Annotated in this window: 13 protein-coding genes; 10 read left to right on the top strand and 3 right to left on the bottom strand. The window is 67.8% G+C overall.

The window, feature by feature from the left end; genetic code table 11:
- Positions 1 to 71: 71 nt before the first annotated feature.
- Genes DIE21_RS30010 through DIE21_RS29995 form a run of 4 tightly spaced genes read left to right on the top strand, consistent with a single transcriptional unit; the run spans position 72 to position 3659 of the window.
- Positions 72 to 518 carry a DoxX family protein gene (locus tag DIE21_RS30010; protein WP_124501072.1) on the top strand — a complete coding sequence of 149 codons (447 nt, stop codon included), beginning with the start codon at positions 72 to 74 and terminating at the stop codon, positions 516 to 518.
- 53 nt (positions 519 to 571) lie between these two features.
- A complete protein-coding gene (locus tag DIE21_RS30005; RefSeq protein WP_124501071.1) occupies positions 572 to 1486 on the top strand; it encodes a VOC family protein in 915 nt (304 codons plus the stop codon).
- Positions 1483 to 2181 carry a YoaK family protein gene (locus DIE21_RS30000; protein WP_124501070.1) on the top strand — a complete coding sequence of 233 codons (699 nt, stop codon included), beginning with the start codon at positions 1483 to 1485 and terminating at the stop codon, positions 2179 to 2181. The genes DIE21_RS30005 and DIE21_RS30000 overlap by 4 nt, the downstream gene beginning before the upstream one ends.
- Complete coding sequence (locus DIE21_RS29995) at positions 2178 to 3659, top strand: alginate export family protein (RefSeq protein ID WP_124501069.1); 1482 nt, start codon at positions 2178 to 2180, stop codon at positions 3657 to 3659. Before DIE21_RS30000 ends, DIE21_RS29995 begins: the two co-directional genes overlap by 4 nt.
- 102 nt (positions 3660 to 3761) lie before the next feature.
- Here the strand turns inward: DIE21_RS29995 and DIE21_RS29990 are convergent, their stop codons facing one another.
- Complete coding sequence (locus DIE21_RS29990; protein WP_185642870.1) at positions 3762 to 5348, bottom strand: acid phosphatase; 1587 nt, start codon at positions 5346 to 5348, stop codon at positions 3762 to 3764.
- 220 nt (positions 5349 to 5568) lie between these two features.
- Between DIE21_RS29990 and DIE21_RS29985 the strand changes: the two genes are divergently transcribed.
- The 3 genes from DIE21_RS29985 to DIE21_RS29975 all read left to right on the top strand — a co-directional run bounded on the left by DIE21_RS29985 (position 5569) and on the right by DIE21_RS29975 (position 7910).
- Positions 5569 to 6930, top strand: coding sequence for a cytochrome-c peroxidase (locus DIE21_RS29985; protein WP_124501067.1), 1362 nt, complete (start codon positions 5569 to 5571; stop codon positions 6928 to 6930).
- Positions 6931 to 7035: 105 nt separating this feature from the next.
- On the top strand, positions 7036 to 7422 hold the full coding sequence (locus tag DIE21_RS29980) for a hypothetical protein (RefSeq protein WP_124501066.1): 387 nt from the start codon (positions 7036 to 7038) through the stop codon (positions 7420 to 7422).
- 11 nt (positions 7423 to 7433) lie between these two features.
- Positions 7434 to 7910 carry an NUDIX hydrolase gene (locus DIE21_RS29975; RefSeq protein WP_124501065.1) on the top strand — a complete coding sequence of 159 codons (477 nt, stop codon included), beginning with the start codon at positions 7434 to 7436 and terminating at the stop codon, positions 7908 to 7910.
- Between the two features lie 63 nt (positions 7911 to 7973).
- Here the strand turns inward: DIE21_RS29975 and DIE21_RS29970 are convergent, their stop codons facing one another.
- Positions 7974 to 9683: a glutamine--tRNA ligase/YqeY domain fusion protein gene (locus DIE21_RS29970; protein WP_124501064.1), complete on the bottom strand. Its 1710-nt coding sequence runs from the start codon at positions 9681 to 9683 to the stop codon at positions 7974 to 7976.
- Positions 9684 to 9936: 253 nt separating this feature from the next.
- Between DIE21_RS29970 and DIE21_RS29965 the strand changes: the two genes are divergently transcribed.
- A complete protein-coding gene (locus tag DIE21_RS29965; RefSeq protein WP_124501063.1) occupies positions 9937 to 10146 on the top strand; it encodes an ornithine acetyltransferase in 210 nt (69 codons plus the stop codon).
- Positions 10147 to 10329: 183 nt separating this feature from the next.
- Positions 10330 to 10878 carry an alpha/beta hydrolase gene (locus DIE21_RS29960; RefSeq protein ID WP_124501062.1) on the top strand — a complete coding sequence of 183 codons (549 nt, stop codon included), beginning with the start codon at positions 10330 to 10332 and terminating at the stop codon, positions 10876 to 10878.
- 100 nt (positions 10879 to 10978) lie between these two features.
- On the opposite strand, the gene DIE21_RS29955 is transcribed toward DIE21_RS29960, so the two are convergent.
- The gene (locus DIE21_RS29955; RefSeq protein ID WP_124501061.1) at positions 10979 to 12199 is read right to left on the bottom strand and encodes a CaiB/BaiF CoA-transferase family protein; all 1221 of its coding nucleotides are present in this window, start codon (positions 12197 to 12199) and stop codon (positions 10979 to 10981) included.
- A 247-nt stretch (positions 12200 to 12446) separates the two neighbouring features.
- Here DIE21_RS29955 and alaS point away from each other — a divergent pair, with 247 nt between their 5' ends.
- Positions 12447 to 15071, top strand: coding sequence for an alanine--tRNA ligase (gene alaS, locus DIE21_RS29945; protein WP_124501060.1), 2625 nt, complete (start codon positions 12447 to 12449; stop codon positions 15069 to 15071).
- Positions 15072 to 15122 lie beyond the last annotated feature (51 nt).

Here is a 15122-nt window from a genome sequence, read left to right as displayed (position 1 = left end):
CCGCACGTTGCCGACGTCGGACGCGAAGGGCTTCTGGGGTGCGTTCGGCTGTTCGTGCTGGGCGGTCTGACATGACGGCGCGCACCGCTTGCGGCAACCCGGCCTGGGTCCGCGCGCTGCTGTCGCAGCCGTGGGTCCTGCCGCTCGCGCGTCTCGCGCTGGTGTCCGCCTATCTGCTCGGCGGCATTGCGAAGGCGCTCGACTTCGACGGCGCGGTCGCGGAGCAGGCGCATTTCGGCCTGCACCCGCCCGCGCTCTGGGCTGCACTGGCGGTTGTGGTCGAGATCGCCGGCTCGCTGTGCGTGGTGTTTCGCCGCTTTACGTGGCTCGGCGCCGGCAGCCTCGGCATGCTGACGCTCGTCGCGATGGTCGTGGCGAACGATTTCTGGAACCGTTCGGGTACCGAACATTTCATGGCGCTCAACAGTTTTTTCGAACACCTGGGCTTGATCTCGGCGCTCGTGCTCGCGACCGTGCTCGACGATGCGCGGCAACCGGCCGGCGACGGCCGCGGGTGACCGGGATTGCCCGAACCGGTGCACCATCTGATGTAACAACAAGGATATCCGTTATGAAAGCCCTTCGTTCCGCGTTGCTGGCGCTGACGATTGCCGGCGGCCTCGTCGCCGTGCCTGCCGCATTCGCGAAACCCCCGGTGCCGCCCGCGGTCACGCCGACGCTGGCCGTCGGTCCGCAGTACGACACCACGCACGTGTGCGTAGCGCCCGACGACTTCGACCGCTTCACCGACAGTTTCGTCGCGACGTTCGGTGGCAGCAAGTCGAAGCAGGGCGTGTTCCAGGTCACGCCGACACCGAGCCAGACGATGTCGCAGCTCGTGCTCACGCCGGTCGGCACGATTTCGGTGTTCGGCTTCAAGACGCCGATCCCGTATCCGTTCTGCGCGGAGCGTACCGGCTATCTGGTTACGGACATGGACCTCGCGGTCAAGACGGCGCGCGAGCACGGCGCCGACGTGATCGTCGACACGTTCCCCGATCCGATCGGCCGCGATGCGGTCATTGCGTGGACGGGCGGCGTGAAGATGCAGCTCTACTGGCATACCCAGGCGCCGAGCTACGGCGCGCTGCAGACCATTCCCGAGAATCGCGTCTACGTGTCGCCGCAAAGCGTACGCAAGTTCGTGCACGATTTCGTCAAGTTCTCGAAGGGCAAGGTGGTGTCCGACAACCTGAAGGCGCCGGGCATCGAGATCGGCCGGCCGAACGACACCTACCGCCGGATCCGCATCGAATCGGGCTTCGGCAAGATGACCGTGCTCGTGACGGACGGCCATCTGCCGTATCCGTTCGGGCGCGAGATGACGGGCTACGAAGTGCCCGATCTTGCCGCGACGCTGAAGCAGGCCGAAGCCGCGGGCGTGACCGTGCTCGTGCCGCCGTTCGCAGCGGACGGGCGCGACGCGGCGCTCGTGCAGTTCCCGGGCGGCTACGTCGCCGAGATCCACGCGAGCGCGGCGCGATGAATTACGAGGACACGATCTTGGCCGCGGTGGCCGGTTTCGTCGACACACTGAGCTTCGTCACGCTGTTCGGGTTGTTCACCGCACACGTGACGGGCAACTTCGTGCTGATCGGCGCGGGCATCGCGGGCTTCGGCCAGGGTGTCGTGCTGAAGCTCAGCGTGTTTCCCGCGTTCGTGTGCGGCGTGATCGCGGCGAGCCTGATCGCGCGGTCGATGTCCGGGCGGCCCGCGTGGCAGGGCACGCGCGTGCTGCACACGGTGCAGGCCGTGCTGCTGCTCGGCTTCTGCGCGGCCGGCGTGTGGGCGACGCCCGTCACGCAGCCCGACAGCCTGCCGGCGCTGGTGGCCGGCATCGTCGGCACGTTCGCGATGGGCGTGCAGAACGCGCATCCGCGCGTGATTCCGCGTGCGGGTGGCGTGCCGAACACGGTGATGACGGGCAACGTGACGCAGGCGATCCTCGATGTCGTCGACATGCTGTCGGCCGGCACGGCCGACAGCGTGCGTGCGGCGGCGCGGGCACGCTTCGGCAAGATGCTGCCCGCGATCGTCGCGTTCGCGCTCGGCGCGGCGTGCGGTGCGCTCGGGTTCCGCTACGTCGGATTCCTGGCGCTGCTCGTGCCGGTCGGCGCGCTCGCGACGCTTGCACTGTGTGCGGCGCAAGCGGCCGGACCCGCGATGCAGGAGCGCGCATGATCGGGCGGAGGCAGGGGAGACAAGTGAGACGCCACGGCCGCCGCTTCGAGCGGGCCGCGCGCCTGTCGATCGTCGCGGGGCTGTTTTTCGCGGGCGCCGACGCGGCGTTCGCGGAAACGGCGGCATCGACTTCGACACCCGGCGACGCTACCGCAGCGACATGCTCGGCCAAGCGGCCGGCGGTGCTGTTCAACCGCTGGCAGGAAGACTGGTCGGTGCTCGCGAATCCGTGCGTGCCGCGTGCGCCGCTCGACGGGCTGAAATACATGCCGCTCGGCAACGATCCGTCATCCTATCTGTCGCTCGGCGTGAACCTGCGCGAGCGGCTGGAGACCAACGACGCGCCGCGGTTCGGGATCGGCTCCACGCAATCGGATACGTACCTGATCCAGCGCGTCGAAGTGCATGCCGATGCGCATCTCGGCCGGCACTGGCAGTTCTTCGTGCAGTTGCAGGACGCGCGCGCGTTCGGCAAGAACACGGTGTCGCCGGTGGACAAGAACCCGATCGATCTCGAGCAGGCGTTCGCGACCTATACGGGCGCGCTCGGCGGCGGCACGTTCAAGTTCCGCGTCGGCCGGCAGGAGATGGCATTCGACCTGCAGCGCTTCATCGCCGCGCGCGACGGCCCGAACGTGCGGCAGGCGTTCGATGCGGTCTGGGCCGATTACGAATACGGGAAGTGGCGCTTCATCGCCTATGCGACGCAACCGGTGCAGAACCGCAACGCGTCCGATTTCGATGACGTGTCGAATCGCGATCTCACGTTCAGCGGCGTGCGCGTCGAGCGGCAGTCGGTCGGGCCGGGCGATCTGTCCGGCTACTGGTCGCGCTACAACCGCGGCAACGCGCGCTTTCTCGATGCGAGCGGCCCCGAGCACCGCGACGTGTGGGACCTGCGCTACTCGGGCACGCAGGGCCGTTTCGACTGGGATCTCGAGACGATGCTGCAGACCGGGACGGTCGGCAACAACACGATCGGTGCATGGGCCGTCGGCTCGATCGCCGGCTACCGGCTCGATGCGCGTTGGTCGCCGCGTATCGCGCTGCAGGTCGATGCGGCATCGGGCGACCGGCATCCGCACGACGGCCGCGTCGGCACCTTCAACCCGCTGTTTCCGAACGGTTATTACTTCACGCTGGCCGGCTTCACGGGCTACTCGAACCTGATCCACGTGAAGCCGTCCGTGACGCTGAAGCCGTCGCCGAACCTGTCGCTGCTCGGCGCGCTCGGCTTCCAGTGGCGCGAGACGACCGGCGATGCCGTCTATCAGCAGGCGAACGTCGTGGTGCCGGGCACCGCGGGCAAGGGCGGCCTGTGGACGGGGATGTACGTGCAGCTGCGCGCGGACTGGACGATCGCCGCGAACCTGATCGGCGCGGTCGAGGCCGTGCACTTCCAGGTCGGCGACGCGATCCGGCAGGCGGGCGGGCACAACGCGGACTATGTCGGCGTCGAGCTGAAGTACGGCTGGTGAGGACGCGGCACGGCAACGTGCGAGCATGAAAAAGGGTGGCCCGCGGGCCACCCTTCGTTCGTCCGGGCCGGCAGCGCGGCCGGCCCGGTCGTGGTGATGCCGTTACAGGTTCGGCGACAGCACGAGCGCGTTCGTCAGGTCGCCCATCGGCTGCGCGCCATTCGTCTTCAGCGCGTCGTCGCGCTGCTGCAGGCCCGCGAGGCGCGGCAGCGAGAAGCGGCGCGTGATGAAGCGCAGGATCGAACCCGTGTCGTACTGCGTGTGGTCCACGAAGCCCTTCTTCGCGTACGGCGACACGATCAGCGCCGGAATGCGGGTGCCGGGGCCCCAGCGGTCGGCGGTCGGCGGCGCGGCATGATCCCAGAAGCCGCCGTTTTCGTCATACGTGACGACCACGATCATGTTCTTCCACTGCGGGCTCGCCTGCAGGTGCGCGATCACGTCGGCGATGTGCTGGTCGCCGGAGGTGACGTCCGTGTAGCCCGGGTGCTCGTTCAGGTTGCCCTGCGGCTTGTAGAACGCGACTTGCGGCAGCGTGCCCGCATCGATCGCCTTGATGAACTCGGCGCCGTTCGCGCCGCCGTCGAGCAGATGCTGCGCGCGGCTCGCGGTGCCCGGCGCCTGGTTCGCGTAGTAGTTGAACGGCTGGTGGTGCGGCTGGAAGTTCGGCGTCGACAGGTCGGCGCCGTAGATCACGTTCGACGTGCCGTTCTGGCTCGCCTGCAGCGCCTGGCCCCACGCGCCGCCATACCATGCCCACGATACGCCCGCGTTGGTCATCAGGTCGCCGATGTTGGTCGCCGTTTGCGGCGGCATCGTCGACGGACTGGCCGGGTCGGCGAGCAGCGGGTCGCCGCCCGTGGCCGCCTTGTTGCCGCTCGGCTGATACGCCGGCTGCATCGTGTTGACGCCGTAGAAGTCCGGCGTCAACGCACCGTCGTTGACGAATTTCGGCGCGCCACTCAGCGCCGAGGCCGGCGAGTTCGTGGCGACCTTCAGCGACTTGCCGTCGGCGTTCAGGACTGCGATCTTGCCCGCCGCCGGGCTCTTGTCGGCGTTCGCATAGAACGGCGCGCACGCGCAGATCAGGTACTGGTGGTTCAGGAACGAGCCGCCGAACGCGCCCATGAAGAAGTTGTCGGCGAGCACGTACTGCTGCGCGATCTTCCACAGCGGCAGCTTCGACGGGTCGGCGGTGTAGTGGCCCATCGTCAGGCCGCCCGCATCGGTCCATGCGGCGTACATGTCGTTCTTGCCGCCGTTGATCTGCATCTGGTCCTGGTAGAAGCGGTGCACGATGTCGCGCGTCGCGATGCTCATCGACTGGTTGAAGCCATTCGGATCGTCGATCGCGAACGGCGCGTTCGGCAGGTTCGCCGTCATCGCCTCGGTGACCGCCGGCGTGATGCCGGTCGCGGTCAGGCCGCCCCAGATCTTCGGCAGCGTCGCCATCGTCGAGCCGTCGCGATCCTTCTGCACCGAGTTCGCGGCGGTCGCGTTCTGCAGGCCGTTCGCGCCCGGGAAGTTGCCGTACAGGTTGTCGAAGCTGCGGTTTTCCGCGTAGATCACGACGACGTTCTTGACGGCCGACAGGCCTTGCTGCGTAACATCGTCGCCGCCGCATGCGGTCAGGCTGAGCGCGGCCGCGAGGGCGATCGGTGTATGGCGAATCCAGGCGTGCTTCTTCATGCGATGTTCTCTCTTTCGTCGTTTGTCGCGTGTGGGAACCGCGGTGGCGTCGGGCCGGCGCAGGTACTTCGGGCACCGACCGGATGCGCGCATTATCTGGAGCCGATTTGACAGGCGGGTGTAGGGGCGCTTTCAATTCACTGTCGGTGGAACGTCATGCAACGGTCATGGAACTGACATAAGCTCCGGCCGATTGCCCACCGCTACAAGAAGAACGACGATGCACAGCCTCCTGAAATCCTTCGCGTCCGCGCGATCGTTGGTCCCTGCCGCGGCGACGCTGGCGCTGGTCGGGGGACTCGCGGTGCTCGCCGGCTGCGATGCGCGGCCCGGCGCGAATGCGCCGGCTGCTTCCGTCGTGCCGGCGGCACAGGCAGCCCCGGCTGCCCCGGCCGCTCCGGCTGTCGCGCCGGCCAGCCAGCCGCAGACGCGCGCGCAGGTGTTCGAGGGCGTGAAGCAGATGACGGCGCTGGGCAAGCAGTTGTTCTTCGACCCGTCGCTGTCGGGGTCCGGCAAGCTCGCATGCGCGTCGTGCCATAGCGCCGAGCATGCGTTCGGGCCGCCGAACGCGCTGTCGGTGCAGCTCGGCGGCGACGACATGCATCGCACGGGTTTTCGCGCGGTGCCGTCGCTGAAGTACCTGCGCGGCATCCCCCCGTTCAGCGAGCACTTTCACGATTCGCCGGACGAAGGTGACGAAAGCATCGACGCCGGTCCGACCGGCGGGCTGACCTGGGACGGCCGCGTCGACACGCGCGACGCGCAGGCGCGCATTCCGCTCACGTCGCCATTCGAGATGAGCAGCTCGCCGGCGCGGGTGGCGAAGGCGGTTCGCGCCGCACCCTATGCCGACGCGTTCCGCAAGGCGTTCGGCGACCAGGTCCTCGGCGACGACCAGGCAACGTTCGGCGCGGTGCTGCGCGCGCTCGACGCATTCCAGCAGCAGCCGGCGCTGTTCGATCCGTACACGAGCAAGTACGACGCGTATCTGGCCGGCCACGCACGGCTCACGCCTGCGGAGCTGCGCGGGCTGCAGCTGTTCAACGACGAGAAGAAGGGCAACTGCGCGAGCTGCCACGTGAGCCAGCGCACGCTCGAAGGCGGCCCGCCGCAATTCAGCGATTTCGGCCTGATCGCGATCGCGGTGCCGCGCAACCGCGCGCTGGCGGTCAATCGCGATCCGCGCTTTTACGATCTCGGCGCGTGCGGCCCGCAGCGCACCGACCTGAAGGGCCGGGACGAATTCTGCGGCCTGTTCCGCACGCCGTCGCTGCGCAACGTCGCGCTGCGCAAGACGTTCTTCCACAACGGCGTGTACCACTCGCTCGAGGACGTGATGCGCTTCTACGTCGAACGCGACATCCATCCGGAGAAGTTCTATCCGGTCGTGCACGGCAAGGTGCAGGCGTACGACGATCTGCCGAAGCGCTACTGGCCGAACATCAACCGCGAGCCGCCGTTCGACCGCAAGCCGGGCGACCAGCCGGCCTTGAACGCGGCCGAGATCAAGGACGTGATCGCGTTCCTGAACACACTGACTGACGGATATCAGCCAGCGGCCACGCAGGCGGCCCGCCAGTAGGGCCCGGTTGCAGCACGCATGCTATGCTCGCTCGCTGACGGGCGTGGCGCACGCCGGTTTCCGGTTCGCGCCGCGCCGTTCGATCGAACATCCAAGGAGAACAACATGTCGATGCGTGCATCCCTTTCCCTCGTCACGCGCGTGCTGGCCGGCGCTGCGTGTGCCGCCGCGATGCTGCCCGCCCATGCGCAGAACAACCTGAACTTCCTGAGCGACACGCCGCTCAGCTACTTCAGCAAGACCGACCGCGCATCGCTGTCGAAGGCCGTGGCGCAAGTGCGCGACGAAGGCAAGGACGGCGAGGTCACGACGTGGCAGAGCAGCGGCCGCGGCACGCAGATCGATGCGAAGCTCACGCCGAGCACGTCGGAGACCGACGGCAAGACCTGCCGCGAAATCGCCGCCGAGATTTCCGCGAAGGGCCAGACGATGACGCTCAAGCCCGTCTACTGCAAGACGTCCGCGGGCACGTGGCAGCTGCAGAAGCGCTGAGCACGCGGACGATGAAGCGGGGCACCGCGCCGCGCACGGTCTCGTGCGGCGTCGTGATCCTCGACGGAGCCGGGCAGGTGTTCCTCGCGCACGCGACGGACACCACGCACTGGGACATCCCGAAGGGGCAGGGCGAGCCCGGCGAGTCGCCGGCCGAGGCGGCGCTGCGCGAACTGCGCGAGGAAACGGGCATCGTGTTCGCGCTCGAGCGGCTGCTCGATCTCGGCCGCTTCGCGTACCGGCACGACAAGGAGCTGCACCTGTTCGCGGTGCGCGTCGCAGACGACGAAGTCGATCTCGCGCACTGTACGTGCACGTCGCTGTTCCCGAGCCGTCGCGACGGCTCGCCGATTCCCGAAATGGACGCGTATCGCTGGACCGCGCCCGCCGACATCGATGCGTATGCGAGCCGCAGCCTTGCGCGGGTGTTTCGCACGACGCTGCCGCTGGCGGACCTGCATCGGCGGCTGCCGCCACCACGATCGTGACGCGATCCGCCCAATAAAAAACCGGCCCGATGGCCGGTTTTTTACGTCGCGTGAAGCCGATCGTCAGGCCGGCTTGCCCCAGCTGTCGCGCAGCCCGACGATCCGGTTGAACACGGGCTTGCCCGGTTTCGAATCGACGCGGTCGGCGACGAAATAGCCATGACGCTCGAACTGCAGGCGCGTTTCCGGCGCGACGTCGCCGGCGCCCGGTTCGACGTAGGCCTGCGTGATCTTCTTCGAATCCGGGTTCAGCGCCTCGAGGAAGTTCGCGCCGCCCGCGTCCGGGTGCGGCGCCTTGAACAGCCGGTCGTAGATCCGCACTTCGGCCGCCTGCGCATGCTTCGCGCTGACCCAGTGGATGTTGCCCTTGACCTTGTAGGTGTTCGCGCCTTCGGTGCCCGACTTGCTGTCCGGGAAGTAGTTGCAGTGCACGGCCGTCACGTTGCCGTCGGCATCCTTGTCGAAGCCCGTGCACTCGATCACGTAGCCGTAGCGCAGGCGCACCTTGTTGCCCGGGAACAGGCGGAAATAGCCCTTCGGCGGGTTCTCGACGAAGTCCTCGCGTTCGATCCACAACTCGCGCGAGATCGGGAACGTGCGCACGCCGCGCTCCGGATGATGCGGATGCACGGGAGCCGTGCATGCTTCCTCGAGGTCTGCCGGATAGTTGTCGATCACGAGCTTCAGCGGATCGAGCACGGCGACCGAGCGCGGCGCCTTGTCGTCGAGGTCGTCGCGCAGCGCGCCTTCGAACACGCTCATGTCGATCCACGAATCGACCTTGGTTACGCCGATCCGCTCGCAGAACAGGTGGATGCTCTCCGGCGTGAAGCCGCGGCGGCGGATCCCGACGATCGTCGGCATGCGCGGGTCGTCCCAGTCTTCGACGTGACCTTCGGTGACGAGCTGCAGCAGCTTGCGCTTGCTGGTGATCGCGTACGTGAGGTTCAGGCGCGAGAACTCGATCTGTTGCGGCAGCGGACGCGTGAACCGGCCGGCTTCCGCAAGTTCGTTCAGCACCCAGTCGTACAGCGGGCGGTGATCCTCGAACTCGAGCGTGCACAGCGAGTGCGTGATGCCCTCGAGCGCATCCGAGATGCAGTGCGTGTAGTCGTACATCGGATACACGCACCATGCGTCGCCGGTGCGGTAGTGGTGCGCGTAGCGGATCCGGTAGATCACCGGGTCGCGCATGTTCATGTTCGGCGAGGCCATGTCGATCTTCGCGCGCAGCACGTGCTCGCCTTCCTTGAACTCGCCGGCCTTCATCCGGCGGAACAGGTCGAGGTTTTCCTCGGGCGAACGGTCGCGATACGGCGACGGCTTGCCGCCTTCGGTCAGCGAGCCGCGGCTCGCGCGCATTTCCTCGGCGCTCTGGCTGTCGACGTACGCCTTGCCGCGCTGGATCAGCAGCTCGGCGAATTCGTACAGCTTGTCGTAGTAGTCGCTCGCGAAATACTGGTGGTCGACGGCATCCTTGCGCCAGTCGAAACCGAGCCAGCGCACCGCGTCGACGATCGAGTCGACGTACTCGACGCTTTCCTTTTCCGGGTTCGTGTCGTCGAAGCGCAGGTGGCACACGCCGCCGAAGTCGCGCGCGACGCTGAAGTTCAGGCAGATGCTCTTCGCGTGGCCGATGTGCAGATAGCCGTTCGGCTCGGGCGGGAAGCGCGTCTCGACACGGCCGCCCCATTTGCCGGTGCGGTTGTCGTCGTCGATGATGTTGCGGATGAAATTGGAAGCCGCGGGGGCGTCGTTACGTTCGGTGCTCATGCGGTTGGCGTCAGGTTGTGTCGGCGCGTCGCGCCGGTTTAATCCTGTAATTCTACCTGACCGGGGTCCGTCCCGCGCGGGTTGCGGGGCCGCACGCGCCGGTTCGCGATGCGGATCGCAATATCTCGACAGTGTGACCGCTGTAACACGACGTAAATCGGATTGCCCGGCGCGTTCGGCTTTTCCTATGATGGCTTTACCGATTCAATGCCGCCATTCGTATTTTTTGCCTGGCGGGAGGACACCAACAATCATGATGAAGACGACCACTTTTCTCGTTCGTACCGCGGTCATCGTCGCGGTCCTGTCGCAACTCGGCGCATGCGCGATGACGACGACGCAACGTAACGCCGGCATCGGCGCGGCCGCGGGCGGCGCGCTCGGCTACCTGATCACCGGCGGCCCGGTCGGCACGGTTGCCGGCGCGGCGGCAGGCGGCCTGGTCGGCGCCGGCGTGCGCTGATCGAAGCCGGCGCGCGTGAGCGCCGGCCGGTCGTGACGCGTCCGCAACGCGCCACGGCCGGCCCCGGCCGGCCCCCATACGCAGCACATCCATTCCGCGATTCGACAGGCCGCCTCAGGGAGGAGCGGGTGTGCGACACTTCGTCGACCTCACATAACGACTTCATTCGTCGACGAACCTTCCATGAGCGATTCTTCCGTTTTCGTGCTGCCGGGCTACGGCAACTCCGGTCCGTTGCACTGGCAAAGCCGCTGGGAGCGCGCCGACGCGCGTTTCGCGCGCATCGCGATGCCCGACTGGGATCGGGCGTTCCGCAACGGCTGGTGTCTCGCGCTCGATCGCGCGGTCGAAGCCGCACCGGGCCCCGTGACGATCGCCGCGCACAGCCTCGGCACGTTGACCGCCGCGTGGTGGGCGACCCGCTACGCGCGGCCGGCCGCGCTCGCGAAGGTGCGCGGCGCGCTGCTCGTCGCGCTGCCCGATCCGGCCGGGCCCGCATTTCCGGCCGACGCGCACGGCTTCGGGCCGGTGCCGCACGAACGGCTGCCGTTTCCGACCTGCGTGGTCGCGAGTAGCGACGATCCGTACGGGTCGCTCGCGTTCGCGCGCGGCTGCGCACGCGCGTGGGGGAGCACGTTCCATGACCTCGGTCCGCGCGGCCACATCAACGCGGACAGCGGGCTCGGCGACTGGCCCGACGCACGCGGCTGGCTCGACGCGCTCGCGCGTTAGCCGCCAGCCATCGGTCCATTGACCGGCTCGTCGTCAGCCGTCATCCGCACCGGCCGCCGCGCGTGCCCGAAGGCACCGCGGCGTGCCCGTCCGGGCCCGCTCAGATCGCCTGCTTCGCCTTCAGCGCCGCGATGCGCGCGTCGTCGTAGCCGAGCATGTCGCGCAGCACGTCTTCGGTCTGCGCGCCGAGCAGCGGCGGGGCGGTGCGCGCGTCGGGCGGCGTCGCGCTCATCCGGATCGGATTGCGCACGAGCTTCACGTCCGCGCCGCACGGGTGCGGCAGCGACACCTGCATCCCGCGCGCGACCACCTGTTCGTCGTCGAACACCTCGTCGAGCGCGTTGATCGGCCCGCACGGCACGCCGGCCGCTTCCAGCGCGCCGATCCAGTCGGCCTTGCCGCGCGTCCTCACCATCTCCGCGAGGATCGGCACCAGCGTGTCGCGATGGCGCACGCGCGACGGGTTGGTCGCGAACCGTTCGTCGTCGGCCAGCTCGGGCCGGCCGCCGGTCTCGACGAACTTGCGGAACTGCCCGTCGTTGCCGACCGCGACGATGATCCAGCCGTCGCTCGTCTGGAACGTCTGGTACGGCACGATGTTCGGGTGCGCGTTGCCCCAGCGCACCGGCGGCTTGCCGCTCGCGAGGAAGTTGGTGTTCATGTTCGCGAGCAGCGCGACCTGCACGTCGAGCAGCGCCATGTCGATGTACTGGCCAACGCCGGTGCGGTCGCGGTGCGCGAGCGCGGCGAGCACGGCGATCGTCGCATAGAGGCCCGTCGCGAGATCGGCGATCGCGACGCCGGCCTTCTGCGGGCCGCCGCCCGGCTCGCTGTCGCGCTCGCCGGTGATGCTCATGAAGCCGCCGATGCCCTGGATGATGAAGTCGTAGCCCGCGCGATGCGCGTACGGGCCCGTCTGGCCGAAACCCGTGACCGAGCAGTAGACGAGATCGGGCTTCACCGCGTGCAGCGATTCATAGTCGAGCCCGTATTTCTTCAGCTGCCCGACCTTGTAGTTCTCGAGCACGACGTCGCTCTGCGCGGCGAGCTCGCGCACGATCTGCTGGCCTTCCGGCGTCGCGATGTCGACCGTCACCGAGCGCTTGTTGCGGTTCGCCGCGAGGTAGTACGCGGCCTCGGCCGTATCGGCGCCGGCCGCGTCCTTCAGGTATGGCGGCCCCCAGTGGCGCGTGTCGTCGCCGGCGCCGGGGCGCTCGATCTTGATCACGTCCGCACCGAAGTCGGCAAGCGTCTGCGCGCACCACGGGCCCGCGAGCACGCGGGTGAGGTCCAGCACGCGGATATGGCTCAGGGCACCCATCGTCGAATCGTCTCCTTTCGTGGCCCGCCCGGCCGGGGCAAGGCGGATTGGCATGCCGAGCATCTTAAGGCGAATCGGCCGCGCGGGTGGCCCAGGATCGTCCGGCGCGGCGGGCCGCTGCGGTCCGGGCCGCCGGTCTGTAGCCGGTCTCTATCGTATAATCGACCGTTTACGATATTTGCCCGCCGTGCGTCCGCGAGGACGGCCGGCGTTTGAAGCCGTCTCAGCCAGACATTCCCCGCACGCCATGAAAGCTGCCGAAATCCGCGAGAAATTCCTCAAATTCTTCGAATCGAAGGGCCACACGATTGTCCGCTCGTCGAGCCTCGTGCCCGGTAACGACCCCACGCTGATGTTCACGAACTCGGGCATGGTCCAGTTCAAGGACGTGTTCCTCGGCACGGACCCGCGTCCGTACTCGCGCGCCACCACGGCGCAGCGCAGCGTGCGCGCGGGCGGCAAGCACAACGACCTCGAGAACGTCGGCTACACGGCGCGCCACCACACGTTCTTCGAGATGCTCGGCAACTTCTCGTTCGGCGACTACTTCAAGCACGACGCGATCCGCTTCGCGTGGGAGCTGCTGACCACGGTCTACCAGTTGCCGAAGGACAAGCTGTGGGTCACCGTCTACCAGGAAGACGACGAAGCGTACGACATCTGGGCGAAGGAAGTCGGCGTGCCGGCCGAGCGGATCATCCGGATCGGCGACAACAAGGGCGCGCGCTACGCGTCGGACAACTTCTGGACGATGGGCGACACCGGCCCGTGCGGCCCGTGCACCGAGATCTTCTACGACCACGGCCCGGACGTGTGGGGCGGCCCGCCGGGATCGCCCGAAGAAGACGGCGACCGCTACATTGAGATCTGGAACCTCGTGTTCATGCAGTTCAACCGCGACGCGCAGGGCAACATGACGCGCCTGCCGAAGCAGTCGGTCGACACGGGCATGGGCCTCGAGCGCCTCGCCGCGGTGCTGCAGCACGTGCACAGCAACTACGAGATCGACCTGTTCCAGAACCTGATCAAGGCCGCCGCGCGCGTGACCGAGATCAGCGACCTCACCAACAACTCGCTGAAGGTGATCGCCGATCACATCCGCGCGTGCTCGTTCCTGATCGTCGACGGCGTGATTCCGGGCAACGAAGGCCGCGGCTACGTGCTGCGCCGCATCGTGCGCCGCGCGATCCGCCACGGCTACAAGCTCGGCCGCAAGGGTTCGTTCTTCCACAAGCTGGTGGCCGACCTCGTCGCCGAGATGGGTGCCGCCTATCCGGAGCTGAAGGAAGCCGAGCAGCGCGTGACCGACGTGCTGCGCCAGGAAGAAGAGCGCTTCTTCGAGACGATCGAGCACGGCATGTCGATCCTCGAGGCCGCGCTGGCCGACGTCGACGCGAAGGGCGGCAAGGTGCTCGACGGCGAACTCGCGTTCAAGCTGCACGACACCTACGGCTTCCCGCTGGACCTCACGGCCGACGTGTGCCGCGAGCGCGGGATGACGGTCGACGAGCCGGCGTTCGACGACGCGATGGCGCGCCAGCGCGAGCAGGCGCGCGCGGCCGGCAAGTTCAAGGCCGCGCAGGGCCTCGAATACACGGGCGCGAAGACCGCGTTCCACGGTTACGAGGAAATCGCGTTCGACGACGCGAAGGTCGTCGCGCTGTACGTCGACGGCTCGTCGGTCAATGAAGTGAAGGGCGGCCAGGATGCGGTCGTCGTGCTCGACCACACGCCGTTCTACGCGGAATCGGGCGGCCAGGTCGGCGACCAGGGCGTGCTCGCGAACGCCTCGACGCGCTTCGCGGTGGCCGACACGCTGAAGGTGCAGGCCGACGTGATCGGCCATCACGGCACGCTCGAACAGGGCACGCTGAAGATCGGCGACGTGCTGCGCGCGGAAATCGACGCGCACCGCCGCGCGCGCACGCAGCGCAACCACTCGGCGACCCACCTGATGCACAAGGCGCTGCGTGAGGTGCTCGGCGCGCACGTGCAGCAGAAGGGTTCGCTGGTCGACGCGGAAAAGACCCGTTTCGACTTCGCGCACAACGCGCCGATGACCGACGACGAAATCCGTCGCGTCGAGCAGATCGTCAACGACGAAATCCTCGCGAACGCGCCGGGCATCGTGCGCGTGATGCCGTATGACGAAGCGGTGAAGGGTGGTGCGATGGCGCTGTTCGGCGAGAAGTACGGCGACGAAGTGCGCGTGCTCGACCTCGGTTTCTCGCGCGAACTGTGCGGTGGCACGCACGTGAGCCGCAGCGGCGACATCGGCTTCTTCAAGATCGTCGTCGAAGGCGGCGTCGCGGCCGGCATCCGCCGTGTCGAGGCGATCACCGGCGACAACGCGGTGCGCTACGTGCAGGAACTCGACGCCCGCGTGAACGAAGCCGCGGCCGCGCTGAAGGCGCAGCCGTCGGAGCTCACGCAGCGTATCGCGCAGGTGCAGGACCAGGTGAAGTCGCTCGAGAAGGAACTGGGCGCGCTGAAGTCGAAGCTCGCATCGAGCCAGGGCGACGAGCTTGCGCAGCAGGCCATCGAAATCGGCGGCGTATACGTGCTGGCCGCGACGCTCGACGGCGCGGACGCGAAGACGCTGCGCGAGACGGTCGACAAGCTGAAGGACAAGCTGAAGAGCGCGGCGATCGTGCTGGCGGCCGTCGAAGGCGGCAAGGTCAGCCTGATCGCGGGCGTCACGCCGGATGCGAGCAAGAAGGTCAAGGCCGGCGAGCTCGTGAACTTCGTCGCGCAGCAGGTCGGCGGCAAGGGCGGCGGCCGTCCGGACATGGCGCAGGCAGGCGGCACGGAACCGGCGAACCTGCCGGGCGCGCTCGCGGGTGTCAAGGGCTGGGTTGAAGCGCGTCTTTGATCGTCACGGCTGATGCGATGCGGTCTTGCTGACTTCGTCGCATCTCATGAA

It is taken from the genome of Burkholderia sp. Bp9140 (assembly GCF_003853425.1).
Lineage (GTDB): Bacteria > Pseudomonadota > Gammaproteobacteria > Burkholderiales > Burkholderiaceae > Burkholderia.
This window is presented reverse-complemented; position numbering and strand designations above follow the sequence as displayed.

Coding starts and splice junctions, on each gene's coding strand:
- DIE21_RS29960 (WP_124501062.1), top strand. CDS start 10,330: ATGAGCGATTCTTCCGTTTTCGTGCTGCCGGGCTACGGCAACTCCGGT.
- DIE21_RS29965 (WP_124501063.1), top strand. CDS start 9,937: ATGATGAAGACGACCACTTTTCTCGTTCGTACCGCGGTCATCGTCGCG.
- DIE21_RS29955 (WP_124501061.1), bottom strand. CDS start 12,199: ATGGGTGCCCTGAGCCATATCCGCGTGCTGGACCTCACCCGCGTGCTC.
- DIE21_RS29985 (WP_124501067.1), top strand. CDS start 5,569: ATGCACAGCCTCCTGAAATCCTTCGCGTCCGCGCGATCGTTGGTCCCT.
- DIE21_RS30010 (WP_124501072.1), top strand. CDS start 72: ATGACGGCGCGCACCGCTTGCGGCAACCCGGCCTGGGTCCGCGCGCTG.
- DIE21_RS29990 (WP_185642870.1), bottom strand. CDS start 5,348: ATGAAGAAGCACGCCTGGATTCGCCATACACCGATCGCCCTCGCGGCC.
- DIE21_RS29975 (WP_124501065.1), top strand. CDS start 7,434: ATGAAGCGGGGCACCGCGCCGCGCACGGTCTCGTGCGGCGTCGTGATC.
- alaS (WP_124501060.1), top strand. CDS start 12,447: ATGAAAGCTGCCGAAATCCGCGAGAAATTCCTCAAATTCTTCGAATCG.
- DIE21_RS29970 (WP_124501064.1), bottom strand. CDS start 9,683: ATGAGCACCGAACGTAACGACGCCCCCGCGGCTTCCAATTTCATCCGC.
- DIE21_RS29995 (WP_124501069.1), top strand. CDS start 2,178: ATGATCGGGCGGAGGCAGGGGAGACAAGTGAGACGCCACGGCCGCCGC.
- DIE21_RS30000 (WP_124501070.1), top strand. CDS start 1,483: ATGAATTACGAGGACACGATCTTGGCCGCGGTGGCCGGTTTCGTCGAC.
- DIE21_RS29980 (WP_124501066.1), top strand. CDS start 7,036: ATGTCGATGCGTGCATCCCTTTCCCTCGTCACGCGCGTGCTGGCCGGC.
- DIE21_RS30005 (WP_124501071.1), top strand. CDS start 572: ATGAAAGCCCTTCGTTCCGCGTTGCTGGCGCTGACGATTGCCGGCGGC.